25 protein-coding genes, 2 tRNA genes and 2 pseudogenes are annotated in these 24,897 nt (G+C 72.2%); 11 read left to right on the forward strand and 18 right to left on the reverse strand.

Annotated elements, in window-relative coordinates; all coding sequences use genetic code 11:
- Positions 1–213: 213 nt before the first annotated feature.
- Positions 214–597 (reverse strand): annotated as a pseudogene (locus CRT23_RS13890) (rhodanese-like domain-containing protein); the annotation flags it as partial.
- Between the two features lie 86 nt (positions 598–683).
- Between CRT23_RS13890 and ftrA the strand changes: the two are divergent.
- On the forward strand, positions 684–1,670 hold the full coding sequence (gene ftrA / locus CRT23_RS13895) for a transcriptional regulator FtrA (protein WP_103710192.1): 987 nt from the start codon (positions 684–686) through the stop codon (positions 1,668–1,670).
- 81 nt (positions 1,671–1,751) lie between these two features.
- On the opposite strand, the gene CRT23_RS13900 is transcribed toward ftrA, so the two are convergent.
- From CRT23_RS13900 to CRT23_RS13915, 4 genes are all read right to left on the reverse strand, one after another.
- Positions 1,752–1,826 (reverse strand) — tRNA-Gly (locus CRT23_RS13900).
- A gap of 109 nt (positions 1,827–1,935) precedes the next feature.
- Positions 1,936–2,010, reverse strand: a tRNA-Gly gene (locus CRT23_RS13905).
- Between the two features lie 135 nt (positions 2,011–2,145).
- The gene (locus CRT23_RS13910) at positions 2,146–2,622 is read right to left on the reverse strand and encodes an NUDIX domain-containing protein (protein WP_103710193.1); all 477 of its coding nucleotides are present in this window, start codon (positions 2,620–2,622) and stop codon (positions 2,146–2,148) included.
- A gap of 5 nt (positions 2,623–2,627) precedes the next feature.
- Positions 2,628–3,326, reverse strand: a complete 699-nt coding sequence (locus CRT23_RS13915; RefSeq protein WP_055949517.1) for a fumarylacetoacetate hydrolase family protein — start codon at positions 3,324–3,326, stop codon at positions 2,628–2,630.
- Positions 3,327–3,471: 145 nt separating this feature from the next.
- Here CRT23_RS13915 and CRT23_RS13920 point away from each other — a divergent pair, with 145 nt between their 5' ends.
- The 4 genes from CRT23_RS13920 to CRT23_RS13935 all read left to right on the forward strand — a co-directional run bounded on the left by CRT23_RS13920 (position 3,472) and on the right by CRT23_RS13935 (position 8,186).
- Positions 3,472–4,956, forward strand: coding sequence for an FAD-binding oxidoreductase (locus tag CRT23_RS13920; protein ID WP_245436217.1), 1,485 nt, complete (start codon positions 3,472–3,474; stop codon positions 4,954–4,956).
- Positions 4,957–5,193: 237 nt separating this feature from the next.
- Positions 5,194–5,487, forward strand: coding sequence for a DUF2218 domain-containing protein (locus CRT23_RS13925; protein ID WP_103710195.1), 294 nt, complete (start codon positions 5,194–5,196; stop codon positions 5,485–5,487).
- A gap of 192 nt (positions 5,488–5,679) precedes the next feature.
- Entirely contained in the window at positions 5,680–6,891 is a 1,212-nt protein-coding gene (locus CRT23_RS13930) for an aminopeptidase (RefSeq protein WP_245436233.1), read from the forward strand.
- 419 nt (positions 6,892–7,310) lie between these two features.
- Positions 7,311–8,186, forward strand: a complete 876-nt coding sequence (locus CRT23_RS13935) for an outer membrane beta-barrel protein (protein WP_103710197.1) — start codon at positions 7,311–7,313, stop codon at positions 8,184–8,186.
- A 148-nt stretch (positions 8,187–8,334) separates the two neighbouring features.
- Here the strand turns inward: CRT23_RS13935 and CRT23_RS13940 are convergent, their stop codons facing one another.
- The 11 genes from CRT23_RS13940 to CRT23_RS13990 all read right to left on the reverse strand — a co-directional run bounded on the left by CRT23_RS13940 (position 8,335) and on the right by CRT23_RS13990 (position 16,578).
- Positions 8,335–9,108: a DUF1223 domain-containing protein gene (locus tag CRT23_RS13940; RefSeq protein ID WP_103710198.1), complete on the reverse strand. Its 774-nt coding sequence runs from the start codon at positions 9,106–9,108 to the stop codon at positions 8,335–8,337.
- A gap of 4 nt (positions 9,109–9,112) precedes the next feature.
- Positions 9,113–10,156: a lipid A biosynthesis lauroyl acyltransferase gene (locus CRT23_RS13945; protein WP_103710199.1), complete on the reverse strand. Its 1,044-nt coding sequence runs from the start codon at positions 10,154–10,156 to the stop codon at positions 9,113–9,115.
- Between the two features lie 92 nt (positions 10,157–10,248).
- Positions 10,249–11,271, reverse strand: coding sequence for a zinc-binding dehydrogenase (locus CRT23_RS13950; RefSeq protein ID WP_103710200.1), 1,023 nt, complete (start codon positions 11,269–11,271; stop codon positions 10,249–10,251).
- 38 nt (positions 11,272–11,309) lie between these two features.
- A complete protein-coding gene (locus CRT23_RS13955) occupies positions 11,310–11,654 on the reverse strand; it encodes a type II toxin-antitoxin system PemK/MazF family toxin (RefSeq protein WP_103710201.1) in 345 nt (114 codons plus the stop codon).
- Positions 11,644–11,994 (reverse strand): hypothetical protein, encoded by a 351-nt coding sequence (locus tag CRT23_RS13960; protein WP_103710202.1) that lies wholly within the window; start codon positions 11,992–11,994, stop codon positions 11,644–11,646. The genes CRT23_RS13955 and CRT23_RS13960 overlap by 11 nt, the downstream gene beginning before the upstream one ends.
- A 76-nt stretch (positions 11,995–12,070) precedes the next feature.
- Entirely contained in the window at positions 12,071–12,349 is a 279-nt protein-coding gene (locus CRT23_RS13965) for an SH3 domain-containing protein (RefSeq protein WP_103710203.1), read from the reverse strand.
- Between the two features lie 13 nt (positions 12,350–12,362).
- Positions 12,363–13,142: an SDR family NAD(P)-dependent oxidoreductase gene (locus tag CRT23_RS13970; protein WP_103710204.1), complete on the reverse strand. Its 780-nt coding sequence runs from the start codon at positions 13,140–13,142 to the stop codon at positions 12,363–12,365.
- A complete protein-coding gene (locus CRT23_RS13975) occupies positions 13,139–14,467 on the reverse strand; it encodes a beta-ketoacyl-ACP synthase (RefSeq protein WP_103710205.1) in 1,329 nt (442 codons plus the stop codon). The genes CRT23_RS13970 and CRT23_RS13975 overlap by 4 nt, the downstream gene beginning before the upstream one ends.
- 52 nt (positions 14,468–14,519) lie before the next feature.
- Positions 14,520–15,659, reverse strand: a complete 1,140-nt coding sequence (locus CRT23_RS13980; protein ID WP_103710206.1) for a beta-ketoacyl-ACP synthase — start codon at positions 15,657–15,659, stop codon at positions 14,520–14,522.
- A gap of 77 nt (positions 15,660–15,736) precedes the next feature.
- The gene (locus CRT23_RS13985; RefSeq protein ID WP_103710207.1) at positions 15,737–16,207 is read right to left on the reverse strand and encodes a 3-hydroxyacyl-ACP dehydratase FabZ family protein; all 471 of its coding nucleotides are present in this window, start codon (positions 16,205–16,207) and stop codon (positions 15,737–15,739) included.
- A 68-nt stretch (positions 16,208–16,275) separates the two neighbouring features.
- Positions 16,276–16,578, reverse strand: coding sequence for an acyl carrier protein (locus tag CRT23_RS13990; protein ID WP_103710208.1), 303 nt, complete (start codon positions 16,576–16,578; stop codon positions 16,276–16,278).
- Between the two features lie 298 nt (positions 16,579–16,876).
- Here CRT23_RS13990 and CRT23_RS13995 point away from each other — a divergent pair, with 298 nt between their 5' ends.
- Positions 16,877–18,040 (forward strand): AI-2E family transporter, encoded by a 1,164-nt coding sequence (locus tag CRT23_RS13995; protein ID WP_082512880.1) that lies wholly within the window; start codon positions 16,877–16,879, stop codon positions 18,038–18,040.
- 64 nt (positions 18,041–18,104) lie between these two features.
- Here CRT23_RS13995 and CRT23_RS14000 read toward each other — a convergent pair whose 3' ends face one another.
- On the reverse strand, positions 18,105–18,761 hold the full coding sequence (locus tag CRT23_RS14000) for a DUF1109 domain-containing protein (RefSeq protein ID WP_103710209.1): 657 nt from the start codon (positions 18,759–18,761) through the stop codon (positions 18,105–18,107).
- Complete coding sequence (locus tag CRT23_RS14005) at positions 18,758–19,312, reverse strand: sigma-70 family RNA polymerase sigma factor (protein ID WP_103710210.1); 555 nt, start codon at positions 19,310–19,312, stop codon at positions 18,758–18,760. Before CRT23_RS14005 ends, CRT23_RS14000 begins: the two co-directional genes overlap by 4 nt.
- A gap of 573 nt (positions 19,313–19,885) precedes the next feature.
- Here CRT23_RS14005 and CRT23_RS14010 point away from each other — a divergent pair.
- From CRT23_RS14010 to CRT23_RS14030, 5 genes and pseudogenes are all read left to right on the forward strand, one after another.
- Positions 19,886–20,596: a DUF2231 domain-containing protein gene (locus tag CRT23_RS14010; protein WP_245436219.1), complete on the forward strand. Its 711-nt coding sequence runs from the start codon at positions 19,886–19,888 to the stop codon at positions 20,594–20,596.
- Positions 20,597–20,763: 167 nt separating this feature from the next.
- The gene (locus CRT23_RS14015; protein ID WP_103710211.1) at positions 20,764–21,261 is read left to right on the forward strand and encodes a hypothetical protein; all 498 of its coding nucleotides are present in this window, start codon (positions 20,764–20,766) and stop codon (positions 21,259–21,261) included.
- Positions 21,262–21,491: 230 nt separating this feature from the next.
- The gene (locus CRT23_RS14020) at positions 21,492–21,710 is read left to right on the forward strand and encodes a hypothetical protein (RefSeq protein ID WP_245436221.1); all 219 of its coding nucleotides are present in this window, start codon (positions 21,492–21,494) and stop codon (positions 21,708–21,710) included.
- A 47-nt stretch (positions 21,711–21,757) separates the two neighbouring features.
- Positions 21,758–23,287: pseudogene (locus CRT23_RS14025) on the forward strand (TolC family protein).
- Positions 23,288–23,319: 32 nt separating this feature from the next.
- Positions 23,320–24,885, forward strand: coding sequence for a copper oxidase (locus tag CRT23_RS14030; protein ID WP_245436223.1), 1,566 nt, complete (start codon positions 23,320–23,322; stop codon positions 24,883–24,885).
- Positions 24,886–24,897 lie beyond the last annotated feature (12 nt).

The following is a 24,897-nucleotide window of genomic DNA, read 5'->3' on the forward strand; positions in this document are numbered from 1 at the left end:
GCGGACCCAGGCGCCGCCCCGACGGCAACTTTGTTCTCCCTATGGTAAAGGAAGATTGAACAGTGGCCTCGCGAGCGATGGCCGATTTCAGGAATGGTCCCCGCCGGACTGGTCTTCACGCGGGCAGGTCAAGTCGCTCGTGGAATCCAAGTCGCGCGAGGAATCGAAGTCGCTCGTGAAATCCAAGTCGCTCGTGGACTCCAAGTCGCCCGCGAAAGCCAACGCCTCGTCGGCCCAGCCGGTCAGGCCGCCGAGCATGAGCTTGACCGGCCGGCCGAACTCGGCGAGCCGCAGGGCGGCCCGGTCGGCCCCGTTGCAATGGGGGCCGGCGCAGTAGACCACGAACAGCGTAGCGGGGGGCCAGGCGGCGAGGCGCTCGGCCGTGATCAGGTGGTGCGGCAGGTGCACGGCCCCCGGGATGTGCCGGCGCCGGAACGCCGCCGCCGACCCGACGGCGTGCAGCAGCACGAAGTCGGGCGGTGCGGCTCCCAGGGCGGCCGCCACGTCGGCGCAATCGGTCTCTAGTTCCAGGCGACGCCGGAAGTGAGCCCGCGCGATCGCGGGTGGGCAGGCGGGAATGGCGGTCACGGGGCTCATCGTGGGTCTCCATCGCAGGGGACGACAGACCTACCAGCGGGCGCGCTCCTTGGCGGCGGCCCGGATTGCCGGTTAGCGTCGCGATCATGCCAAAGTCGCAGGCGCGCCTCTCCCCCGCCGACCGTCTCGTGGTGGTGCTGGCCTATGACGGTCTCTGCACCTTCGAGTTCGGCGTCGCCGTGGAGGTGTTCGGCCTGCCCCGCCCCGAGATGGGGCCGGACTGGTACCGCTTCGCCGTGGCCGGGCTCGATCCCGGGCCGCTGCGGGCCGAGGGCGGCGTGCGCCTCCTCGTCGATGGCGGGCTCGACCTCCTGGATCACGCCGGCACCATCGTGGTGCCGGGCTGGCGCGGTGCGGACAGGCCCGTTCCCGAGGCTCTCGCCACCGCCCTGCGGGCGGCCGCGGCCCGCGGAGCGCGCATCCTGTCGATCTGCTCGGGCGTCTTCGTACTCGCGGCGGCGGGCCTCCTCGACGGGCGCCGTGCCACCACCCATTGGCGCCATGCCGCGGCCCTGGCCGCGCGCCATCCCGGCATCCGCTTCACCCCCGACGTCCTCTACGTGGACGAAGGTCCGATCCTGACCTCGGCCGGCTCGGCCGCCGGGATCGACCTCTGCCTGCACCTCGTGCGTCGCGACTTCGGGCCGGCCGCCGCCAATGCCGTCGCCCGGCGCCTCGTCGTGCCGCCGCACCGGGACGGCGGCCAGGCCCAGGTGGTGGCGGGTGCGGTGCCGACGCTCCACGAGGCGGCGCGGATCGGGCCGCTGCTCGATGCCATGCGGGCGGCGCCGGCCCGCGACTGGCCGGTCGCCCATCTGGCGGACCGTGCCGGCATGAGCCCGCGGACCCTGCTGCGCCGCTTCTCCGCCGCGACCGGCACGACGCCGGCCCGCTGGCTCCTCGACCTGCGCCTCGCCCGGGCCCGGGATCTGCTGGAGCAGGCGGACCAGCCGCTTCAGGCCGTCGCCGAGGCGGCGGGCTTCGCCACCGCCGCGACCCTGCGCCGGCATTTCCGCCGGCGCTACGCCGTGACGCCCGCGGCCTATCGGGCCGCCGTGCGGCCGCGGGACTGACGCCGCGTCGCCGGCGGGTGGCCCGCCCACGAAAAAACGCCCCGGAGGGCGCTGGGTCGGTTCTGGCTGGGTTGGAAGATTTGGAGCGGGCGAAGGGATTCGAACCCTCGACCCCAACCTTGGCAAGGTTGTGCTCTACCCCTGAGCTACACCCGCTCACACCCGTCGTGGCGAAGGTGACCCTCGCGCCGGACGGTTCGTCGTCTCAACGAAGCAAAAAGCCGCCTTGCAGCGGCTGTCGCTCCGGTCGTCTCGTTCGGTCAATTGGAGCGGGCGAAGGGATTCGAACCCTCGACCCCAACCTTGGCAAGGTTGTGCTCTACCCCTGAGCTACACCCGCTCACAACCGCGCCGCTGGTGGGAAAGACCCGCCGGCGGCCCCGGACGGCGTCTCTAAACACCATTCCGCCGGGCGTTGCAAGCGCTGAATCCAGGCGCTGGCCCCGCGGGCCGTTTGCCGGCATCGCACCGCCCCTCAGGGCTGCCACTGCGCGGATGGGGGCAGGCCCTCGCGGATTTCGCGCAGGCGCGCGCGGGTGGCGGCGGTGGTCCCGGCCGGCAGCGCATCGAGGGGGAAGAAGCCACAGGCGGCGATCTCCCGGTCGGGCTGTTTCGGCGCCCGCACCGCGAAGGCGGCGGCCACGTAGAGGGCGACGTGGTCGCGCCCGGCTCCCGCGCGGCTGTGATAGAAGCCGTGCAGCCGCAGGGGCTGCTCGGGATCGACCACGATCTCGGCCTCCTCGCGGAACTCCCGCGCCATGGCCGTCACCCCGCTCTCGCCGGCCTCGATGCCGCCGCCGGGCAGGTGCCAGCCCGCCACGTAGGTGTGGCGGACGAGGCAGACCCGACCCTCGGCGTCGATGGCGACCCCGCGCACGCCCAGGGTCATGCCGCGCGTCGCCAGGGCGCCGTAGTGGATCAGGCGCCGCATCCAGGGGCGTTGCAGGAGCATGCGGCTCAGACGACGCGCAGGCGGATGGCGCCGAGGCCCTCGATGGCGGCCGTCATCGTCTCGCCGCGCCGGACGGCGCCGACGCCCGACGGGGTGCCGGTGAAGATGAGGTCGCCCGGGTGAAGCTCGAAATAGGTCGAGAGCAGCGCGACCTGCTCGGGGATCGACCAGATCATCTCGGAGAGGTCCCCGCGCTGGCGCTCGCCCGCGTCCAGCGCCAGGGTGATGGCGCCCTGCACCGGATGGCCGATGGCCGAGGCCGGGTGCAGCGGCCCGATCGGCGCCGAGGCATCGGCGGACTTGGCGAGGTCCCAGGGGCGCGCCAGGCGCTTGGCCTCGTCCTGGACGTCGCGCCGGGTCATGTCGAGGCCGACGGCGTAGCCGTAGACGTGGTCGAGGGCGGAGGCCTCCGGGATGTCGCGGCCGCCCAGCCCGAGGGCCGCCACCATCTCGACCTCGAAATGGTAGTTCTCGGTGCGCGGCGGATAGGGATGGTCGACGGCCGCCTCGCCGGTCACGATCTGCAGGGCGTCGGCGGGTTTCATGAAGAAGAACGGCGGCTCGCGGTCCGGGTCCTTGCCCATCTCGCGGGCGTGGGCGGCATAGTTGCGGCCGACGCAATAGACCCGGCGGACCGGGAAGAGGTCGTCACTGCCGACGATCGGAAGGGCGGTGCGGGGCGGGTTCGGGATCACGGACAGCATGGGTCTCCAACCTCTTCACTCGGCGGATGCGGCGCGGCGCCCCGTCACTCGCCCTGCACAGGACGCCGCGCCATCCCTATCATAGGCGGCAGGTCCGGCCGCGCCATCCCGCCGCGAGCCGAGGCCTGCCGTTGCGAGTTCCGTGGTGACCGACCCTTCCCGCCTGCTGGCGCAACTCGCCGCGCATCTCGGTGCCGCGCACGTCCTCACCGATCCGGCCGACCTCGCGCCCCATCTCGCCGAGACCCGGGGCCTGCGGCGCGGCCACGCCCTCGCGGTGGTACGGCCCGCCGACACCGAGGGGGTCGCCTGCGTGGTGCGCGCCTGCGCCGAGGCGGGGGTGCCGGTGGTAGCGCAGGGCGGCAATACCGGGCATGTCGGCGGCGGCCTGCCGCAGGGGGGCATCGTCCTCTCCCTGGCGCGCCTGAACCGGCTGCGGGCGGTGGATCCCGTCAATGCCAGCATCACGGTGGAGGCCGGGATGGTGCTGGCCGACGTGCAGGCCGCCGCCGCGGAGGCCGGGATGCTGTTCCCGCTCTCCCTCGCCTCCGAGGGCTCCTGCCGCATCGGCGGCAACCTCTCCACCAATGCGGGGGGCACGGCGGTGCTCGCCTACGGCAATGCCCGCGACCTCGTCCTCGGGCTGGAGGTGGTGCTGGCGGACGGCCGGATCTGGAACGGGCTGAAGGGCCTGCGCAAGGACAATGCGGGCTACGACCTCAAGCACCTGTTCCTCGGTTCGGAGGGGACCCTCGGGCTGATCACGGCCGCGGTGCTGAAGCTCTCCCCCCGGCCCGCCTCGCGGGCCGTGGCCTTCGTCGGTCTCGCCTCGGCCGAGGCCGCCCTCGCCCTGTTCCGGAACCTGCGGGCGGAGGCCGGCCCGGCCCTGACCGCCTTCGAGTACGTCGTGCCCTTCGGCCTGGAGATCGTGCTGCGCCACCGGGCCGGGGCCCGCCGGCCCCTGGCCGGGGCGCACGCGGCCTACGCCCTGGTGGAAATCGCCACCACCCGCTCGGGCGAGGAGGCCGGCCTCCTGATGGAGGGGTTCCTCGCCGGGGCGCAGCAGGCGGGCCTCCTCGAAGATGCCGCCCTGGCGGCGAGCGAGGCCCAGGCGAACGCCTTCTGGGACCTGCGCGAGAGCCTCTCCGAGGTGCAGAAGGCCGAGGGCGCCTCGATCAAGCACGACGTCTCGGTGCCGCTCTCCCGCCTTCCCGCGTTCCTCGCCGAGGCGACGCGCGCCTGCGAGGCGGCGATGCCGGGCCTGCGGGTCTGCGCCTTCGGGCATTTCGGCGACGGCAATATCCACTTCAACCTGAGCCAGCCCGTGGGCATGGACCGCGCCGCGTTCCTCGCCCACTGGGAGCGCTTCAACCGCATCGTCCACGACATCGTCGCGGAGCTCGGCGGCTCGATCGCGGCCGAGCACGGCGTCGGCCTCCTGAAGCGCGACGAGCTGGCGCGCTACGCCGACCCGGTGGCCCTCGACCTGATGCGCAGCCTCAAGGCCGCCCTGGACCCGGGCAACGTCCTCAACCCGGGCAAAATTCTGACCCCGGCCACGATGGCCCGCGACCGGCCTGCCGACGAGGCCGCGTCGTTCGGCTTTTCCGAAGGCTCAACAAAAATTTAGTCGGAACCGGGCCGAACCTGGCCGGATTGTTGTTGTGCGCCGCACAAAGCCTTGCCAGATTGTCGACGGCCATGCGCCATAAATCGGCTCCGCTGCGGGCGGACAAGGGTGCACGACACCGACGGACGGCTGGTTGCAGTGCGGTGGGTTAGCCCGGTCTTAACCCTTCCGCCCTCTCTTGGTTGAGAGAGAATAGATCAGACGTCGCGATCGAAGACCGAGCAGGAGACACGTTCGATGCCGACTTCCCAGGCGAGAGTTCCGACCGCCGAGGCGAGCCGCTACCTCAAGCAGCTCTGCCGCCACTGGAGCCACAAATTCCCGGTGGAAGCCACCGACGATGCCGGCCGCGTGCCCTTCGGCGAGGACCGGGTCTGCACCTTCGAGGCCGGCCCCGACGCCCTGCTGATGCGGGTCGCGACCCCCGATCCGGCTGCCCTGACACGCCTGGAAAACGTGGTCTCCGACCACCTCCTGCGCTTCGCCTTCCGCGAGCACCTCGGCGAGATCACGTGGTCCCGCGCCGCCTGAACCGACGCCGCGGCCGGCCCACCGGGCCTGCGTCCGCCGAGGGTTGACCTGCCGTCCCGAGACCTGATCTTGAGCGCACAGCGCTGAAGGCAGCATCGGGAGACAGGCATGGACGGGATTGCGCAGACAACCGCTGGGTCCACACCGACCGGGGCCGCGTCGCCGCACGGGGCGCAGCATGGCGAGCGCCTGATGCGCCTGGCCGAGGTCGCCGTGAAGGTCGGCCTGGGTCTCCGGCCCGGGCAGGAACTCGTGATCACCGCGCCGCTGGAGACGGTGTCGCTGGCCCGCCTCATCACCGAGCAGGCCTACAAGGCCGGCGCCTCCCTGGTGACCACCTTCTACACGGACGACGCCGCCACCCTGGCGCGCTTCGCCCACGCCCCCGAGGCGGCCTTCGACACCGCCGCCGGCTGGCTCTACGGCGGCATGGCCGAGGCCTACCGCAACGGCGCGGCCCGCCTCGCCATCGCGGGCGACGACCCCTCCCTCCTGGCCGGGCAGGACTCGGCCAAGGTGGCCCGCGCCAACCGCGCCCGGTCGAAGGCCTACGTGCCGGCCCTCGAGCTCATCGCCAACTTCTCCACCAACTGGACCATCGTCTCGGCGGCGACGACGCCCTGGGCGCGCACGGTGTTCCCCGACCTACCGGAGGCCGAGGCCGTGTCCCGCCTGTGGGACGCGATCTTCGCGGCCTCGCGGGTGGACGGCCCCGACCCGGTGGCGGCCTGGGAGGCGCACAACGCCGCCCTGCACGCCCGCATGGACGCGCTCAACACCCATCGCTTCGCGGCCCTGCGCTTCTTCGGGCCCGGCACGGACCTCACCGTGGGCCTCGCCGACGACCACGAATGGTGCGGCGGCGCCTCGGCCTCCCGCAGCGGCATCGTCTGCAACGCCAACATCCCCACCGAGGAGGTGTTCACCACCCCGCACAAGGACCGGGTGGACGGCATCGTCACCAGCACCAAGCCGCTCTCCTACCAGGGCACCCTGATCGACGGCATCCAGGTGCGCTTCGAGGGCGGGCGCATCGTCGAGGCCACCGCCCGCACCGGCGGCGACGTGCTCGCCAAGGTGCTGGAGACCGACGAGGGCGCCCGTCGCCTCGGCGAGGTCGCCCTGGTGCCGGCCTCCTCGGCGATCTCCGCCTCGGGGCTGCTGTTCTACAACACCCTCTACGACGAGAACGCCGCGAGCCACATCGCCCTGGGCCAGGCCTACAGCAAGTGCTTCCGCAACGGCGGCGCGGATTTCAGCGAGGACGACCTCGCGGCGCGGGGCGCCAACCGCAGCCTGATCCACATCGACTGGATGATCGGCTCGGACCGGATCGACGTCGACGGACTCTCCGCCGAGGGCCGAGCGATCCCGGTGATGCGCGCCGGCGAGTGGGTGGACTGACGCCGCCGGGGCCGCATCGCCCGCCGGCCCGATCCCACCAGCCATCCGTCCGCGTGCGCCCTCCCCCGTGTGACGGCACACGCGGATCGCTGCCGTTTAATTGACGTGGGCAAACTTCCCACGCAAGTTCGGGACGTGGTCGCACCGGCCACGGACGCGCGACCGACCGTCCGACGGACATCCGCGCAGACCCGCCGCCGCTCTCGGGCGGATCGACATCCGAGTCCGCCGGTCGCGGGTGTCCGGGGCCTAGGCGACGGCCCGATCCCCACCCTCCGTGCCTGCCGGCGCACGGATGCGGGGATCGGGCCGGGCGTATCCCGGTGAATCCGGGGCGCCCGCGGGATGTCCCGCACCGGTCTGCAGCTTGGAACCGTCGTTCGGGGTCGCCATCTCCCCAGGGAGACAACGAGGATCTCATGATCAAGCCCCTTCTCCTGGCCGGCCCGATGGCTGTCCTGCTCGCCGGAGCGGCCTCCGCCGCCGACCTCCCGCGCCGCGTCGCGCCGCCGGTCTTCACCACGGTTCCGGCCTTCAGCTGGACCGGGTTCTATGCGGGTCTCAACGCGGGCTACGGCTTCGATGCCAGCAGCAGCAGCGGCGCCACCGTGATCGGGACCAGCGCCGCTTCCGGCATCATCGCCAACGGCGCCGATCCGGGCCTCGTCGCCTTCAGCAACCGCAACGCCAACAACGGCTTCAGCGGGGGCGGACAGGTCGGCTACAACTATCAGTTCACGCCCGGCTCCGGCGTGGTCGCCGGCGTCGAGGCGGACGCGCAGTATCTCGGCTTCGGCAGCAACCGCAGCGCGGCGTCCTTCGTCGGCACGCCCAACCCGGACCTCACCTTCGTCAATCCGAACGGCCTGTCGACCCTCGACTACTTCGGCACCGTACGCGGCCGCCTCGGGTACGCCTTCGACCGGACCCTGGTCTACGGCACCGGCGGCTTCGCCTATGGCGGCGGGGGCGGCTCCAGCGTCGGCCTGCCCAACAGCAGCAGCGACACCTTCCGCACCGGCTGGGCCGCGGGCGGCGGCGTCGAGTACGCCCTGCCCAGCGACTCGTTCCTGAACTTCTTCAAGTCCTCCGCCGTCACCGTGAAGATCGAGGGTCTCTATGTCAGCCTCGACCGCAAAGGCACCAACGGCGTGTTCGCCTCTTCGAACGCCACGGGCGCCCAGTACAGCGTTTCCGGCACGGGTTATGCAGCCGCGACGGGCACGACCAGCCGTCGCTCCGACGAATTCGCCGTCGTGCGCGCCGGACTGAACTACAAGTTCGGGACGTACTGAGCCGTCGCCGGACCCGCTTTTGGCCTGAGCCTCCCCAGCCCAATCAGACTGGCCGCTCGGTCAAACGACGCCCCGGGAGCGATCCCGGGGCGTTGTCAGACGCTGTCCCGCGTCAGAAGCCCGGCGCACTTCAGAAGCCCGGAGCGCTTCAGAATCCCGGAGCCTTGGCGGCGCCGAGGATCCGGCTCGGGCGACCCTCGATGCCCCCCTGGAGCACGACGACGTAGGAATCGGCATCCGCCACCTGGGCCGCGTGGCGCGGCACCTCGAAATGGGCCGCATGACCCGCCCAGGGGCCGATCCGGTGCATCCCGCGCACGACGTTGATGTAGTCGAACACCTGTCCCTCGTTCTCGCCGCCGCCGATGGCGATGCGCCGCCGCCGCATCACGGGGAGAAGCCAGAGCTCGGCCTTGGTGTCCGGTCCGGTGCTCGCGCCGACATCGACGCAGATTCGGTCGCCCTCTTCCCAACTCCGGACCGGCACCTGGATGGGGCTGGTCGCCCGGGCCCGGCGCAGGGCCCGTTCCAGGGAGTTGCGATCCGAGCGGATCATCGAGGGCTCGCCGTTGACGATGGCCTGGGGCGTGAAGACCTGTCGCTCGCCGCGCAGGGAGGCGTAGGCCCGCTGCCGCGCCGTGAAGGCGGGCTGGGCATAGACGTCCTTCCAGCCGAGATAGTCCCAGTAGGTGATGGGGAAGGTCAGGGCGATCACGCCGGGCTCCCGGGCGAACTCCCCGAGGACCCGCGAGGCCGGCTGACAGGAGGCGCAGCCCTGGCTCGTGTAGAGCTCGATCACCACCGGGGTGCGCTCGCCCGCCTGGACCTGGGTCGCACCCGCCGCCAGGGCCCCGGCGGCGACCAGGAGGGCGAGGTGCAGGCCGACGGTTCGGCGCGGAAGGGATGGGGCGGCGCGGCTCATGGGATCAGGATACCGTCGCCGGGCCATTCCCCGTCATCACGGTCGCTCGATCCTCCGGCGCGCCGGCCGGGGCCGCGGGACCCGGGACCGGCGCGGGTTTGGGCTGCGCCTTGGGCTTGGGCAGCATCGCGGGACGCCAGCGCCGGTGCATCCAGAGCCACTGGCCGGGATTTTCGCGAATCCAGCCCTCGATCACCCGGGTCATCGCCTGCATCGCCCCCTGCACGTCGATGGCGCCCGCGGCGTCGCGCGGCAGGTCGAGGGGCGGCGTCAGTTCGAGATGGAAGCGCGTTCCGTCGCGGCGGATCACCCGCGCGCCGTGGACGGGACATTCGTAGTGGCGGGCGAGCTTGCCCAGGAGCGGATTGACCAGCACCGGCTTGCCGAAGAACTCCACCACGACGCCGCGGGTGAAGTGCTGGTCGATGAGCTGGCCGAGATGGCCACCGCGCTCCACCACGCCCTGCATGGCGAAGACCGCGCCCTGCCCGGCCGCCGCCAGGCCCCCCATGGTCTGGCGCCGGACCTCCTGCACCAGGCGGGCGGAGGCCGCGTCGTTGGGCGGGCGGAAGATCGCGGTGGCGTCGAGGCCGAACTGGGCCGCGCAGATCGCCGGCAATTCCCAGTTCGCCAGGTGGGCGGAGAAGATCAGGCCCGGCTTCCCGTCGTCGCGCAGGTCGGCGAAATGCGTCTCGCCCGCCACCGTGATCCGGCCGCCCGCCGAGAGATGGGCCGGATCGAGATCGAACAGCGTGTGGAGATGGGCGTATTCCGCCCCCGTGCGGCCGAGATTGTCCCAGGCTTCGCGGGCCAGGGCGCGGATCGCGGCCTCGTCCCGCTCGGGGAAGGCGGCGCGCAGATTGGCCGTCGCGATGCGGTGGGCCGGCAGGAAGGGGCCGATCGTCCGCACGACCCAGCCGCCGACCCGGCTCGCCCGCTCCGCCCCGAGGAGGCGCGCCAGCCAGAACAGCCCCCGGATCAGGGGAATCATGGCGAGGCCGGCCAGCCGCGGCAGGTTACGCTTCAGGACGAGGGCAAGGCGAAGCAAAACGAATCCCGTGACGCGGGGCGTTCCGGCGACGACCCTGGGCCCTGGCATAATTCATTTTGGTTCGGGAGGGCACCCGTGTGCGCCGCAACTCAGAGCGTCACGAGGATCTTGCCGAACACCTTGCGGGATTCCAGGCGCTCCAGCCCTTGGGCGAAATCCGCCAGGGGCAGGATCGTGTCCACCACGGGGGTGATGCCCTGCGCCATCTTTTCCATGGCGTCCCGGATATTGGCCATCGAGCAGCCGAACGAGCCGGTGATGCGGTACTGCTGCTGGAACAGCTGCATCAGATTCATGGTGGTCGAGACGCCCGAGGTGGAGCCGCAGGTCACGAGCCGTCCCCCGCGCTTGAGGCAGAGGAGCGAGCCGTTCCAGGTGTCGGGCCCGACATGCTCGAAGACCACGTCGACGCCCTTGCGCTTGGTCAGCCGCCGGACCTCGCCCTCGAAGCGCTCCGCGCGGTAGTTGATGACGTGGTCGGCGCCCAGCGCCTTGGCCTTCTCGCCCTTGGCGTCGTCGCCCACCGTGGTGAAGACCGTGCAGCCGATGGCCTTGGCCATCTTGATCGCCGCCGTGCCGATGCCGGACCCGCCGGCGTGGACGAGGATGCTCTCGCCCGGCTCCAGGCGGGCGTTGTCGAACAGCATGTGCTGCACGGTGCCGAAGGCCACGGGGGCGCAGGCCGCATCGGTGAAGCTGACCCCGTCCGGCATCTTGATCACGAGGCGGGCCGGCATGGTGACCCGCTCGCGGGCGAAGCCGTCGATGTGGAAGCCCATCACGCCCGAGACGTCCTCGCAGAGGTTGTCGCGACCCTCGCGGCAGGCCTTGCACCGGCCGCAGGTCTGGGCGCCGTACATCGCCACCCGGTCGCCCTCGGCCAGGCCCGTGACGCCCTCGCCCACGCAGACGATCTCGCCCGAGGCCTCGGCCCCGACCGCCAGGGGCAGCTTGCGCTTGGCGAAGGCCATGCCGCGGAAGCCCCAGACGTCGATGAAGTTCAGGCCCACCGCGCGCACGCGGATCTGGACCTCGCCGGGGCCGGGGGCCGCGGGCTCCGCGACATCCTCGAGGCGTAGGTCGCGGTCACCGTGGAGCTGGAGGGATTGCATGGGTCAGGACGATCCGTGTCAGGAGCCGGATGAGCCGTTCAGGCCACCGGCTGAGAGAAGGTGCGGGCCCAGGCGGCGTCGACGGCGCGCCTGTCGGCCCCATCCAGGCCTCCGATCCGCTGGCCGATGACCGTGTCCGGAAGCGTGAAGACCTTCCAGCGAACCACCGAGCGGTGCTTCAGGCCGGCCGCCGCGAGATCCTGGATCACGTGGTCGCTGGGCCAGGAGCCGGCTGCGGCGGTGGTGATCATGGCGCCGATGACATGGCCGTGCCCGGCATTGAAGGCGCCAGCCGAGAGGACGAGGATGGGCCGGGGCTTTCTGACAGGAATATCGAGGAACGGGAAGAGCGCGGTCAGAACGTCGAAGCGCTCAAAGGCCATCGTAGGCCGCAGCGTCCTCGGGACTGTTCCACTCGGTCAGCGTCGCGGTCAGGCAGAGCAGATACGGATCCGGGCCGGTCTCGGGCTCAACCGTCACCGCCGTGCCGCGCCGCGCCTGCAGGCTGCGCCAGATCTCGCGGAAATCCGGGTCCGGCTCCAGGCCGTCCGCCGGGCGTCCGTCCTCCCCATCCCGCATCTTGCGGAACCGGATGGTCCGTCCCTCGACCCGCAGAACGATGGCGTCGTCCGCCGGGAGCGTGCGGATACGCCGTGCCAAGTCCGAATCGCCCTCGATCTGGCCTGCCCAGAGGGCGTCGTCACGGATGATCATGGTCGCCATGGTTCGCCCCCGCCCTCCGGCCGATGGAAGAGACCAGTCTAGGAACCCGGCATGGCCGCCACAAGGGAGGCCGCTTTCACTCCGGCGACAGGTAGCGCCGTCGGGCCCAGCCGAGGATCTGGCCGGCCTTGACCCGGCACCAGGTCAGCCCGCTCGGGGTCTCGGCGGTGCAGCCGAAGCCGCGCAGGCGCGCGCCCGGCGGGGCCTGGCCGAGGGCGGGCGCGGCGGCGTCCGGCGTCTCGCGGATGCTCAGGGTCTCGCCGCGCGGGAGCCCGTCGACCCGGAACGCGTCGGCCGCGGCGGCGGGGCCGGCGGCGAGGAGCAGGAGGACCAGCGCGGCGGGAATCGGGGACATGGTCGGTTCGGCCTCAGGAGCGATGGACGCCCATCATCGCGGTGAGGCCGCCATCGACCGGCAGCACCGCACCGGTGATGTAGGCGGCGCCGTCGCCCATCAGGAAGGCCGCGAGGGCGGCGACATCCTCCGGCCGGGCGAAGCGGCCGGCGGGGATCTGGCGCTCCATGCCGGCGCGGTAGGCGGCGTAGGGGGCCATCATCCCGGTGTCGATGAAGCCCGGCGCGATCACGTTGACGGTGACGCCGCGCTTGGCCGATTCCACCGCCAAAGTGCGGCAATACGCGATGAGGGCACCCTTGGTGGCGGCGTAGGCGGCATTGCCCGGGTTGGCCCGCAGGGCCGCCACCGAGCCGATGGCGACGATGCGTCCCGCGCGCGCGCGGGTCATGCCCCGGACCAGGGACTTGGCCAGGCGCGTCAGGGACCAGAAGTTCACCTGCATGGCGGCCTCGGCCCGGTCCTGGTCCAGCATCGCCGCCAGGGCGTCGTAGGACTGGCCGGCATTGTGGACGAAGCCGTGGAAGCCGTCGCCGGCCTCGAGTTCCTCGCAGAACGCCTCGACGGCGGCGCGGTCGGCGAGATCCAGGGCCTGCGCGGAGATCGAGCGGCCGGGATGGGCCGCCGAGAGCTCCGCGACCAGCGCCTCGGCGGCCTCGGCGGAGGACCGGTAGGTGAAGGCGACGTCGTGGCCGGCGGCGACCAGCGCCCGCACGATGGCGGCACCGAGGCCGGAGGCGCCTCCGGTGACGAGGACGCGGCGGCCGGGCCCGGGGCTCAGGTCCGTCGTCATGCCGGCTCGTCCGCCAGCACGAGGCAGGTGTTCTGGCCGCCGAAGCCGAACGAGTTCGACAGCACCCGGCGCACCGGCACGTCCCGGGCCTCGGCCACGATGTCGAGGGGAATGGCGGGGTCGGGCACCGCGTAGTTGATGGTCGGCGGGATGCGCCCGTGCGCGATGGTGAGGAGCGAGATCACCGCCTCGACGGCGCCCGCGGCCGTGAGGGTGTGCCCGATCATCGACTTGTTGGACGAGACCGGCAGGGTGCGGATGCGGTCGCCGAACACGGCGGCGCAGCTCATCGCCTCCATCTTGTCGTTCTCCGGCGTCGAGGTGCCGTGGGCGTTCACGGTGTCGATGGCGTCGGGCGCCGTGTCGGCATCCGCCAGGGCGGCGCGGATCGCCGCGATGCCGGGGGCGCCGTCGGGGCTCGACCGGGTGCGGTGGAAGCCGTCGCCCTTCTCGCCGCAGCCGAGCACGTAGCCGAGGATCTTCGCGCCGCGGGCGCGCGCCGCCTCCGCGTCCTCCAGGACGAGGGCGCCGGCACCCTCGCCCATGACGAAGCCGTCGCGGTTCTTCGAGAACGGCTTCGAGGCGGCCTCGGGCGGGTCGTTCTGGGTGGAGAGGGCCGAGAGCAGCGAGAAGCGGATCAGGGATTCGGGGTTCACCGAGCCGTCGGTGCCGATGCAGAGGGCGGCCGTGACCTCGCCGCGCCGGATCGCCTCGACGCCGAGCTGGATCGCGGTGGCGCCGGACGAGCACGCGGTGGAGAGGGAGATCGGCGAGCCCTTGGTGCCGAAGCGGTCGGCGATGTGGTCGGCCACCGTGCCGAAGATGAACAGGTCGTGCCAGGGGTCGAAGCGCCGGCTCGCGGCGGCGCGCTGCAGGTCCGTATAGGTGATCGGGCCGGTCTGGCCCGAGGCCTCGGCCAGGGCCTGCCGCTGCGGCCACTCGATCTCCACCGGGGGGACGGCGATGAACAGGGCGCCGGGGAAGTCGCCGGGCCGGCCGAGGCCCGACTGCGCGATCGCCTCGTCGGCGGCGGCTTCGGCGAAGCGCTGTGACAGGGCCGGCGCCACCAGGGGGTCGGTGTCGAGGAAGTCGACGGTGCCGGCGATGCGGGTGCGCAGGCCCTCCGTGGGGAAGCGCCGGATGGCGTGGATGCCGGACCGGCCGGAGGTCAGCGCGGCCCAGTTGTCCGCCTGGCCCTGGCCGAGGGAGGTGACGATGCCGAGGCCGGTGACCGCCACCAGCGGCCGGCCTTTGGCGTCCCGAAGGTTGGCCGCCGGTCCTTGGGCGTGCCCGACCTTGGCCTCACGGTGAGATTGGTTCGTCATCGCGCCGTCTTACACTCTTTTCGCCATCACCGGAGCGCGGGATCGCCCCGGGTCAGGCCGCCGTCACCCGGATCACGCCCTCGCCGCGGCGATGGCCCACCACCGTCACGGCGACCTCGCGCAGGCCCTTCTCGGCGACCAGCGCGGCCGCCAGGGCCGCGCCGAAGGGCGCCACCGTCTCGAGGGTGTGGCCGGTGAGATCGCCCAGAGCCGTCACGGGCACGCCCGGCGCCAAGCGCGCCAGGGCTGCGCCCTCCTCGGCCGTGACCGGGGCGACGCCGGTGGCACCGGCCAGGACGATCTCCGGTGCCTCGAGGCCCGTCGCCGCCCAGAGGGCCGCGAGGCTGGCCTCGGTGCTGCCCTCCCTGCGCGTCGTGCGGTCGCTCGCCACCGGGCAGAGGCGGGCCAGCGCCCGGGCCCCGCGGGCGGCGGCGTGCTCGACCGCCTCCAGCACCAGGAAGGCGGCGCCACTGCCGAGGATGAAGCCGGCCTCGTCCGCCGGGGTCCGGTCGAAGACCGGGCGGAAGTCGCGGGCGCGCAGGAAGCCGCCCATCTCGTGGATGACCATGACGTCGGGCCGCTCGGCGCTGTAGGAGCCCCCCACCATCATGCAGTCCACCTGGCCGGAGGCGATCCGTGCCTGGGCGATGCGCAGGGCGTCGGTGCCGGCGGCCTCCTCGCCCATGAAGGTGCGGGACGCCCCCGTGACCCCGTGGACGATGCCGATATTGCCGGCGAGCAGGTTCGAGAGCTGGGCCAGGAACAGGGTCGGGCGCAGGTCGTTCTGCAGGTGCTCGTTGAGGTAGGCGCCCGGATCGGCGGCCTCCCGCAGGCCGGTCAGGATGGCGCCGTCCACCGCGGTGTCGCGCTCGCCGCCGCCGGCCGAGACCACGAGGTGCATGCGGCCCTTGAGGTCGGCATCCCCCTTCACCCCGGCGGAATCGAGGGCGAGGCCGGCGGCGTAGACGCCCAGGCGCTGCCATGGCTCCATCTGGCGCTGGTCGGACTTCTTCGGGATCTGGCCGTCGAGGGCCAGGGGCGCCACCGGGTGCACCGTATACGGCGCGAAGGTCTCGGTGTCGGTGCGCGCCGGCGCACCCGCCCCGAGGGCCGCGAGATGCGCCGCGAGGCCCTCGCCCGCGCAGGAGACGAGGCCGATGCCGGTGACGACGACGTCGCGCGAACTGCTCATCTCACCCCGTCGCTCATCTCTGGACCCTCATCGCCTCAGACCCGGCCTCAGACTCGGCCGCAGGCGCGGCCGCACGGTCACGCGGGCTCGCCCGTGAGATCGAACAGGCCGATCTTCCGGGCCCGCTCGCGCATCGGCCCGTCGAGGCCGGCCGGGAACGGCATGGTGCGGAAGCGCAATTCGGCATTGGCCAGCGGCTTGCCGTCGTGCTGGATCGCCGCCTTCGTCACCGCGTAGCCCGAGCCGTCATGTTCGAGGCTGGCCGCGATCTGCAGCTCGGCGCCCGGGCCGACGAAGGACCGGAAGCGCGCCTTGTCGACCCCCATCAGGAACGGCATCTGCCGAAATCCCAGGTGGGCGAGCACGAGGTAGCCCGAGGCCTGGGCCATGGTCTCGGTGAGCAGGACGCCCGGTACCAGCGGGTGGTCGGGGAAGTGCCCCTCGAAGACCGGGCTCGCCATCGGCACGCGGGCCAGGGCCTCGATGCGGCCGGCCTCGCGGTCGAAGCGGGTCACGGCGTCGATCATCTCGAAATATTCGAGGCGCATGGCGTCCTGGGTCCCGGGGGGGCGAAGGGGCGGCGTCGGGCGCCCGGGGCTTCCCGGGCGGACCGGCTTCAGGCCTTGGTGGCCTTCTCGGCGACCAGGGCATCGATGCGGGCGCAGAGGTTCTTCAGGACGAAGTACTCCTCGGCCGGCACCTTGCCCTCGTTGACCTCCTGGGTCCAACGCTCGAGGGGGAGCTTGATGCCGAAGGCCTTGTCCACCGCGAAGGCGATGTCGAGGAAGGCGAGCGAATCGATCCCGAGATCGTCGATGGCGTGGCTCTCGGGGGTGATCGTGTCCCGCGGGATGTCGGCGGTGTCAGCGATGATGTCCGCGACGCGATCGAAGGTGGCGGTGTGGGTCTGGTCGGACATGCGTTCTCGCCGTGTGACTGGGTATCCCGCCGGATTCGGCCCGTGCCGATCGGGGGCCGGAGCGATCCGGCGCATGATGCCCGGTGCCCCCGGTCGCGCAGCATGCCCCGTGGGCCGGCGCTGCCGCCGCCCTGGACAGTGAAGGCGGTCCCTTACACGAGGGGGTCAGGGGGGGCAACCGTAGCCATCACGGCGTCGCAATCCGGCCGGCGCCTCCATTCCGATCCCGCGGCGATGGACTAGATGCAGGAGCAGGACGTGGTCGCCGCGGCCACGCCGCACGAGGTCGAACAACACGATGGTCCAGCTTCCCTCCGTGACGCCGGCCGGCACGCCGCCCGCGGGCGCGCCCGACCCGCGCCTGCTTCCCGATCATCCGCCGCGTGCGGGGACGCACCCGCTGTCGGGTTCGGCGCAGAGCCTCGCGCGCCTCGCCCTGTTCCTCGCCCTAGCGGGCCTCGGGATCTGGGTCCTGCACCACTTCATCCCGGCCCTGGTCTGGGCGGTGATCCTGGCGATCGCCCTCGGGCCCCTCTACGCCCGCGCCGAGCGGCGCTGGCCGCCGGGCCGGCACAACCTGCTGCTGCCGCTCCTCTTCACCGCGGCGGTGGCCCTGGTCTTCCTGATTCCCCTGGTGGTGCTGGGCGTGCAGGCGGCGCGGGAGGCCCACGACGTGGTCGCCTGGGCGCGCTCCTTCGAGAAGTCCGGCATCCCGGTGCCGGACTTCCTGGGCCACCTGCCCTTCGGCGCGGCGCAGGCGCAGGCCTGGTGGGGGGAGAACCTGAGCCACCCGGCCGCCGGCTCGGAGCTCCTGCACCGCTTCGACAATTCCTCGGTGATCGGGGTGACCCGCAGCCTCGGGGCGCAGATCGTCCGGCGCGTGGTGCTGTTCGGCTTCACCCTCGTGGCGCTGTTCTTCCTGTTCCGCGACGGCCGGGCGGTCGCCGCGCAGGTGCTGGCCGCCAGCGCCAAGCTGTTCGGCCCCCGCGGCGAGCGGGTGGCGCGACAGATGGTGGCCTCGGTCCACGGCACCGTGGACGGCCTCGTCCTGGTCGGCCTCGGCGAGGGCGTGCTCCTGGGGATCGTCTACTACTTCGCCGGCGTGCCGCACCCGGTGCTGCTCGGGGCCCTGACGGCGGTGGCGGCGATGATCCCGTTCGGGGCGCCCCTGGTCTTCGGCCTCGCGGCCGCGATCCTGCTGGCCAACGGCGCGGTGGTGCCGGCGGTGGTCGTGGTGGCGGCAGGCTTCGTCGTCACCTTCGTGGCGGACCACTTCGTGCGTCCGGTCCTGATCGGCGGCACCACGCGCCTGCCCTTCCTCTGGGTGCTGCTCGGCATCCTCGGCGGCGTCGAGACCTTCGGCCTCCTCGGGCTGTTCCTCGGCCCGGCCGTGATGGCGGCGCTGATCCTGCTCTGGCGGGACTTCACGCAGGGCGCGCCGATGGAGCCCGCGGGGGCCTGAGCCCGGGGACCTGAAGGCCGCCCCCGTCGGATCGGGCCTGGGCGCGGGGACGCGCGGCGGACCGCTACCAGCGGAGGAGGCGCGGCCCCAGAACCGCTCCCGCGAGGGTGCACAGCGCGATCGTCCCGCCGTACCAGACGGCGACGAACGGGACGGTGTCGTCCATGCAGTGCAGCGAATAGCCGAGGGCGCTCACGGCGCCCGCGGCGAGGCCCACCAGGGCACCTGCCCGAACCAGGTCCGTCGGCGCCCCGAACCGGCGGACCGCCCAGGTCACGACGGCGAAGGGAACGACGGCGATCAGGGGGATCGAGACCAGGCATTCGAGCCAGGCATGGCCCGAGATCTGGCCGTGCCAGTGCGCGCGGGGCATCGTCGCCAGGCTGGCCCCGGCCAGCGCCGCCACCACGACGAACGGCAGGGCGGCGATCCCGAGATGGACGCGGCTCTCCCCGCCCGGACGGGCGACCCGGGCGAGATACCGGATCGCGAGGCCCCCGACCGCGGCCGCGAAGGCGAGCTTGAAGGCGAGGAACAGCAGCGGGCGGCCCTGCATCAGGCCGGGACGGAGGCCGAGGACGGCGAGCGCCAGGCCCAGCGCGCCCGCGGCCCCCACGGCCACGGCCACGGCCAGTCCGAGCCGCCGGGTCATCCCGGAACTCCGAACCGGTTCGCGCTCGAAGCTGCTTCCGAGGAGGCCGATGAGGTCGTCCGTCTTCATCGCACCGTGCCTCCGACGCGTTTCGCCAACGCCTTCAGGCCGCGATGGACGCTCACTTTGATCGCCGTTTCGGACATGCCGGAGCGCGCCGCGGCCTCGGCGGTGCTCAGGCCGTCGACCTTCGTCGACCGGATCGCGTTTCGCATCTTGAGCGGCAGAAGCGCGAGCAGGCGCTCGACATCGAGGGAGCTCTCCGCCGCGACGTGGTCGCCCTGGACCAGCAGCACGCCGGCATCCTCGACGGGGACGTTCGCCGCGGCCGAGCGCGTATGCCGGAGATGGTCGATCAGCTTGTAGCGGGCGATGGCGTGGATCCAGGGCGTCACCGGCTGCGTGACGTCATAGGTGTGCCGCCGCGTATGGATCACCATCAGGGTTTCCTGGACCAGCTCCTCCGCCTCGGTGTCCGCCCGCCCGGACCGAACCAGCTTGCCTTTGTAGTACGCGCGCAGGTGCGAACCGAGGCGCTCGAGGAAGCGCCGGTAATCGACGGCGCTCCCCGCGAGGCTGGCGACGAGCAGACCGCGCAGTTCGCGTTCCGCCGGGGACACGGCAGCGAGACGCGCGGATTCCCGGCGAACGGCTTCATCCCGAGCCGGTTCAATTCGAGCCGGTTCATCCCGAGCCGATTCGTGGCCGCCGAGCGGAAGAACGAAGGCCCTCGCATCAGTCCCCACCCCGCAGACCTCCTCACGACCACCACGCGGTGCCGCCTGGGGGGCATGTTCCGAGGGGGCATGTCCCGCGGCGCATGTCGTCCGGCGATCCGCTTACCACGGCCGGCCCCTGAGTCGCGACACGGACGCGCTCCCACCGCTCGAACGGGATGTCCGCACGCGCGGCCCGAAGGGTTACTGCGCGCCCGTTATGCCCTCGCGTACAGGCATGTGCCGCGCGCGATTGCCAATCAGGGGTGGTATTCCTAAACCCCAGCCGGGTTCGGTCGGAGGGGTGGGCAGGGCAACCTCGGAGCCCTGCCGCCGGGAGCTTCCGGATCCCGCGACAGGGCGTCGCCGACCGTCTCCGGGCAGGTGTCCTGTCCAATCCGGTGATGGCGCCGGCCTCGCGCCCGGCCGCCCAGCCATCGATTCTCCCACAGTGCAGCCTTGTCTTAGAGTGCAGCCATGATCGCGGTGATCCCGAACTGGCACCCGCTCGCGGTCCATTTCACGGTCGCTCTCCTCCTCACGAGCAGCGGCCTCTTCGCCCTCGGGACCGTGCTGGGCACGCGGCCGAGCGGCGGGGCGCTCACCACCACCGCCCGCTGGAACCTCGCGATCGGCATCGGGATCACGGTCGCGACCCTCGCCACGGGCTGGTGGGCCTACAACACGGTCGCGCACGACGCGGCCTCGCACCGGAACATGACGATCCACCTTCGCTGGGCCGTGGCCACCGCGCTGGTCTTTCTCGCCGCCGGGGGCGTCGTCGCCTGGTCGGAGCGCCGGAAGCCCGCCGGAGCGGGCCTCGTGCTGCTGGTGTTGCTGGCGGGCGGTTCGGGCGCGCTCGCGGTGACCGGCTGGCTCGGCGGCGAGAACGTCTACCGCTACGGCCTCGGCGTCATGGCCCTCCCGAAATCGGGCGACCACGTCCATCCCGGCGGCGGCGACCATGGCGATGGGCAGGGGCACGCGCATGACGACCAGGCACATGAGGGCTCGGCGCATGAGGACCAAGCGCATGGAGGCCAAGCACATGGAGGCCAAGCGCATGACCACACCCCGACGGACGGCGCAGCCACGCCCGAGGCGGTGAGCGGGGCCGATCCGGCCCCGGCCCCAGCTCCGGCCTCACCTGCCACCCCACCTGCCACCCCGCACGACTATACGCCTTGACCGTCCCGCCGCCCGCTGCGTCGCCCGCCCGGCAGACCCCGTCCCGGCATCGGCTTATGGCAAAAACACAACACAGGGTTGTTTCAGCGTATCATTGCAGCCTGGTGGATTGCCGGTCCCACCGGGCCGTGGAATGGTTCGTCAACATTGGGCAGGAATCCTGATCAGTGGTCTTCGTGCGCACCGTGATGCTGGCCGTCCTCGCTTCGGCCTTGGCCTGGACCCTGGCCTGGACCCTGGCTTGGGCCTTGCCCATCGCCCCGGCCGCGCCGTGCGCGATGGGTCCTCATGCCGCCACGGCCGACCACCGGGGCTCCGAGGCCGCCGCGCCGAGGCCCCATGCCGACCACGGGCGGGCCTCGCTGGGGCCCGACACGCCGGACAGCGCGCCGCACGCCCCGCTTCAGGCGCCGTCGGAGGCCGGTCCGTCCGCGACCGCCGGCGATGACGATGACGATTGCCCGGGTCGCCCGCACCGTTCGAAGCGCCCGGCCTGCCCGTCGCCCTGCTGCCCCCTCGCCTGCCAGGCCGCGCTGCCGATGACGGCCTGGATCGGCACGCCCCTGGAGGGCGCGCCCGCCGACCCCGTGCTCATCGGACGGGCGGACGGGGCCGTCGCCGCGCATCCGTTCCGGATCGAGCGACCGCCGAGGCTCGCGGCCTGACGCGCGGGCGGTCCTCGCCACCGCCGACGGCCGGTCCGGCAGGACGGCCCCCTCACATCATCGCCTCGGTGCCCCGCTCGGGCGCGACCCCGTCGTCGGCATCGGCCGTGCGGCCGGCGGCGCCTCGTCCGCGGCCCTCCGCCTCAGTTCGGGAAAGACAAGATGTTCAAGTTGCCGAGACCGGCCGCGCTCGCGGCGGTCCTGCCGCTCGCCGGCTGCCTGCCCGCCCCGTGCCCGTCGGGCTCGTCCTGCCCTCCGACCCGAACCTGACGGTCCCGCCCCCGCACTACGCGAAGGCCACGCAGGGCGTGAAGGATTTCGGCGTGGTCGAGACCAAGGACTGGCGGGAGCTCAACCGGCAGGTGAACCCGCAGGCGGCGGGCGGCGGAACGGGAGGCATGCCGGGCATGAACGGCATGGGCGACAAGCGCGATGCGGGAGGCCGCTGATGGTCCGTCGCTGTAACCCGATCGATGCCCCGCCCGGACTTACCGGCATGGAACCCAACACGACCACGCCGGGGGAAGCCGGGACGACGGGGCGCACGCCGGGGGGCGCCGTCCGGGGGCGCCCCGGGCGTGTCGCCGGGAGCTTGACCGGGATGGCCCTGCTGCTGGGCGGCTGCGCGAGCGTCTCGCCCGATGCTGGCGTGTCGGTCGCCCGCACCTACGCCGCGCTCGAACTCGGCAAGGACATCGTCAAAGCGGGCGACCAGGGAATCGCACCGGGCGCGGAAGCCCGGGTGGAGGCGCTGCTGCGGCGTCCCCTCACGGCGGATGGCGCCGTCCAGGTCGCGCTCCTCAGGAACAGGGGCCTGCAGGCCACCTTCAACAGCCTCGGAATCTCCGAGGCGCAGTACGTCCAGGCGACGCTGCCGCCGGCCCCGAGCATCTCGATCACCCGATGGGGGCTCGGGTTCAACGCGGAGATCGAGCGCTCCGTGGCCGCCAGCGTGCTGGACCTGGCGACGTTGCCGGCCTGCGCCGAGATCGCCAGCCAGCGCTTCCGGGCCGACCAGTACAACGCGGCGAACGAGGTCCTGAAACTCGCCGGCGAGGCCAGGCGCCAGTTCTACCGCACGGTGGCGGCCAACCAGGCCGTCGCCTTCCTCGAACAGTCGCTGGCGGGCGCCGAATCCACCTCGATCCTGACCCAGCAACTGGGCGAGACGGGTGCGCTCGGCAAGCTGGAACAGGCGCGCGAGCATGCCTTCTACAGCGAGCTGGGGGCCCAGCTCGCGAAGGCGCGCGTCCAGCAACGGGCGGAGCGGGAGCGCCTGACCCGCCTGCTCGGCCTCTGGGGCCGGGAGATCGATTTCCGCCTCCCGAAGGGCCTGCCCGCGCTGCCCAAGCGCCTCGTGGACGGGCGCGGCCTGGAGGGGGAGACGGTGAGGCGGCGGGCCGACGTGCAGGCCGCCCGCTTCGAACTGCAGTCGCTCGCCGGGCAGTTCGGCCTGGTCCAGGCCACCCGCTTCGTCAGCGTCTTCGACCTGGGTTTCGCCAACCAGTACGCCCGCTCGCGGACGTTCGAGGGCGGTGCGTCTCCGAAGGTCGACAAGGACAGCCTGAACGGGTTCTCGGCCGACCTGACCATCCCCCTCTATGATTTCGGCACGACGGCGGTTCAGGGCGCGCAGGAGAGCTATCTCGCCGCGGCGAACCGGCTGGCGGAGCGTGCGGTGAACGCGCGGTCCGAGGTCCGCGAGGCCTACCAGCGCTATCGCGGCTAGTACGACATCACCCGGCACTACCAGACGATCGTCCTGCCCCTGCGCAGGACGATCCAGGACCAGGCCCTGCTCCAGTACAGCGGCATGCTCCTGGAAGTCACGACGCTGATCATCGACGCCCGTGCCAGGATCCTGAGCAACATCCAGGCGATCGAGGCGCAGCGCGACTTCTGGATCGCGGCGACCGACCTCAAGGCGGCGACCGTCGGCGGCGGGTTCTCGGCGGAGAATTTCGGCGGCGAGGCCGCCGGCGGCACCCCGGGCGAGAGCCTCGCCGTCGGGACGCCCGGCGGTTGAGCCCCGCCGCCCCTGACATTCGGAGAAGCATCATGACCGACATCTCGCGCAGAGGGATCCTGGGAGCGGGCGGCCTCGTGCTCGCCGGCACGTCGCGGATCAGCGGACGGGCCGAGGCCGCGGGCCTGCCGGAGGCCCCGATCATGGACAAGGCGACGATGCAGCCGCCGCTCTATCCGACGAGCGGGCCGGACTACCAGCCGGTGGTGACGCTCAACGGCTGGACGCTGCCGTGGCGCATGCGCGGCGACTGGAAGGAGTTCCACCTGGTCGCCGAGCCGGTGGTGCGCGAGATGGCACCCGGCATGAGCGCGCGGCTCTGGGGCTATAACGGGCAATCACCGGGCCCGACCCTCGAGGCGGTCGAGGGCGACAAGGTCCGCATCTTCGTCACCAACCGCCTGCCGGAGGCGACGGCCGTGCACTGGCACGGTCAGACGCTCCCCAACGGCATGGACGGGGTCGCCGGGCTGACCCAGCCCGGCATCCCGCCGGGCAAGACCTTCGTCTACGAGTTCATCCTGCGGCGCTCCGGCACCTTCATGTACCACCCGCACTCGGACGAGATGGTCCAGATGGCGATGGGCATGATGGGCTTCTTCGTCGTGCATCCGCGCGACCCGGCCGAGCGGCCGGTCGACCGCGACTTCGTCTGGATGCTGAACGCCTACGACATCGAGGCCGGGTCCTACGTGCCCAAGGTCAACACGATGCTCGACATGAACATGTGGTGCTTCAACAGCCGCGTGTGGCCCGGCATCGATCCCCTGATCGTCCGCCAGGGCGACAAGGTCCGGATGCGCTTCGGCAACCTCACCATGACCAACCACCCGATCCACGTCCACGGCTGCGACTTCAAGGTCACCGGCACGGATGGCGGCTGGATCGACCCGCGCGCTCAGGTGCCGGAGGTGTCGGTCGACGTCGCCGTGGGACAGATGCGGGTCATCGAGTTCAACGCCGACAACCCGGGCGACTGGGCCCTGCACTGCCACAAGTCGCACCACACCATGAACGCGATGGGCCATTCGGTCCGGACGTATATCGGCGTCGACCTGAAGCGCACGGCCAAGCAGATCCGCGCGATCGCGCCCGGCTACATGCCGATGGGCTCCACGGGCGGCGGCATGATGACCGAGATGGAGATGCCGCTCCCGGAGAACACGCTGCCGATGATGACCGGCACCGGCCCGTTCGGCTCCGTCGAGATGGGCGGGATGTTCACGGTCCTGAAGGTGCGGCCCGGACTGGCGGCCGGCGATTATCGCGATCCGGGCTGGTACCAGCACCCGGAAGGCTCCGTGGCCTACGCCTGGACCGGCGATCCGATGCCCGAGCCGGCGCGCGCGCCGGACACGCCGAAGGCCGGAAGGCGCGCCAGACCGACCTCCGGGCCGTGGATCCGCGCACGCGGCGCACCGCGCGGGCCGCCACGAGCCCTGACCGGGCGGCCGTGCGTCGCCCCCGCCCGCGGCCGGCCGCCCTGGGGCGGCGCGGGCAAACCCGTTCGGACCGGGCGCGATCCCGTCCGGAATCCGCCGCCCCGGTCGCCGCTCCGCGCGCGCGGCCCGGCCCGGCCCGGCGCTTCGATCCTTTGAAGGAGAACCCAT

Origin of the sequence: Methylobacterium sp. V23, assembly GCF_002917135.1 — a bacterium.
In the GTDB taxonomy this organism is placed as follows: Bacteria; Pseudomonadota; Alphaproteobacteria; order Rhizobiales; family Beijerinckiaceae; genus Methylobacterium.

Coding starts and splice junctions, on each gene's coding strand:
- CRT23_RS13970 (WP_103710204.1), bottom strand. CDS start 13,142: ATGACGACGGACCTGAGCCCCGGGCCCGGCCGCCGCGTCCTCGTCACC.
- CRT23_RS14000 (WP_103710209.1), bottom strand. CDS start 18,761: ATGAAGACGGACGACCTCATCGGCCTCCTCGGAAGCAGCTTCGAGCGC.
- CRT23_RS13965 (WP_103710203.1), bottom strand. CDS start 12,349: ATGTCCCCGATTCCCGCCGCGCTGGTCCTCCTGCTCCTCGCCGCCGGC.
- CRT23_RS13990 (WP_103710208.1), bottom strand. CDS start 16,578: ATGTCCGACCAGACCCACACCGCCACCTTCGATCGCGTCGCGGACATC.
- CRT23_RS13915 (WP_055949517.1), bottom strand. CDS start 3,326: ATGCTGTCCGTGATCCCGAACCCGCCCCGCACCGCCCTTCCGATCGTC.
- CRT23_RS13995 (WP_082512880.1), top strand. CDS start 16,877: ATGGTCCAGCTTCCCTCCGTGACGCCGGCCGGCACGCCGCCCGCGGGC.
- CRT23_RS13940 (WP_103710198.1), bottom strand. CDS start 9,108: ATGAGCCGCGCCGCCCCATCCCTTCCGCGCCGAACCGTCGGCCTGCAC.
- CRT23_RS13975 (WP_103710205.1), bottom strand. CDS start 14,467: ATGACGAACCAATCTCACCGTGAGGCCAAGGTCGGGCACGCCCAAGGA.
- CRT23_RS13930 (WP_245436233.1), top strand. CDS start 5,680: ATGCGCCTGGCCGAGGTCGCCGTGAAGGTCGGCCTGGGTCTCCGGCCC.
- CRT23_RS13960 (WP_103710202.1), bottom strand. CDS start 11,994: ATGGCGACCATGATCATCCGTGACGACGCCCTCTGGGCAGGCCAGATC.
- CRT23_RS14010 (WP_245436219.1), top strand. CDS start 19,886: ATGATCGCGGTGATCCCGAACTGGCACCCGCTCGCGGTCCATTTCACG.
- CRT23_RS13910 (WP_103710193.1), bottom strand. CDS start 2,622: ATGCTCCTGCAACGCCCCTGGATGCGGCGCCTGATCCACTACGGCGCC.
- ftrA (WP_103710192.1), top strand. CDS start 684: ATGCCAAAGTCGCAGGCGCGCCTCTCCCCCGCCGACCGTCTCGTGGTG.
- CRT23_RS13955 (WP_103710201.1), bottom strand. CDS start 11,654: ATGGCCTTTGAGCGCTTCGACGTTCTGACCGCGCTCTTCCCGTTCCTC.
- CRT23_RS14030 (WP_245436223.1), top strand. CDS start 23,320: ATGACCGACATCTCGCGCAGAGGGATCCTGGGAGCGGGCGGCCTCGTG.
- CRT23_RS13950 (WP_103710200.1), bottom strand. CDS start 11,271: ATGCAATCCCTCCAGCTCCACGGTGACCGCGACCTACGCCTCGAGGAT.
- CRT23_RS13935 (WP_103710197.1), top strand. CDS start 7,311: ATGATCAAGCCCCTTCTCCTGGCCGGCCCGATGGCTGTCCTGCTCGCC.
- CRT23_RS13925 (WP_103710195.1), top strand. CDS start 5,194: ATGCCGACTTCCCAGGCGAGAGTTCCGACCGCCGAGGCGAGCCGCTAC.
- CRT23_RS13980 (WP_103710206.1), bottom strand. CDS start 15,659: ATGAGCAGTTCGCGCGACGTCGTCGTCACCGGCATCGGCCTCGTCTCC.
- CRT23_RS13985 (WP_103710207.1), bottom strand. CDS start 16,207: ATGCGCCTCGAATATTTCGAGATGATCGACGCCGTGACCCGCTTCGAC.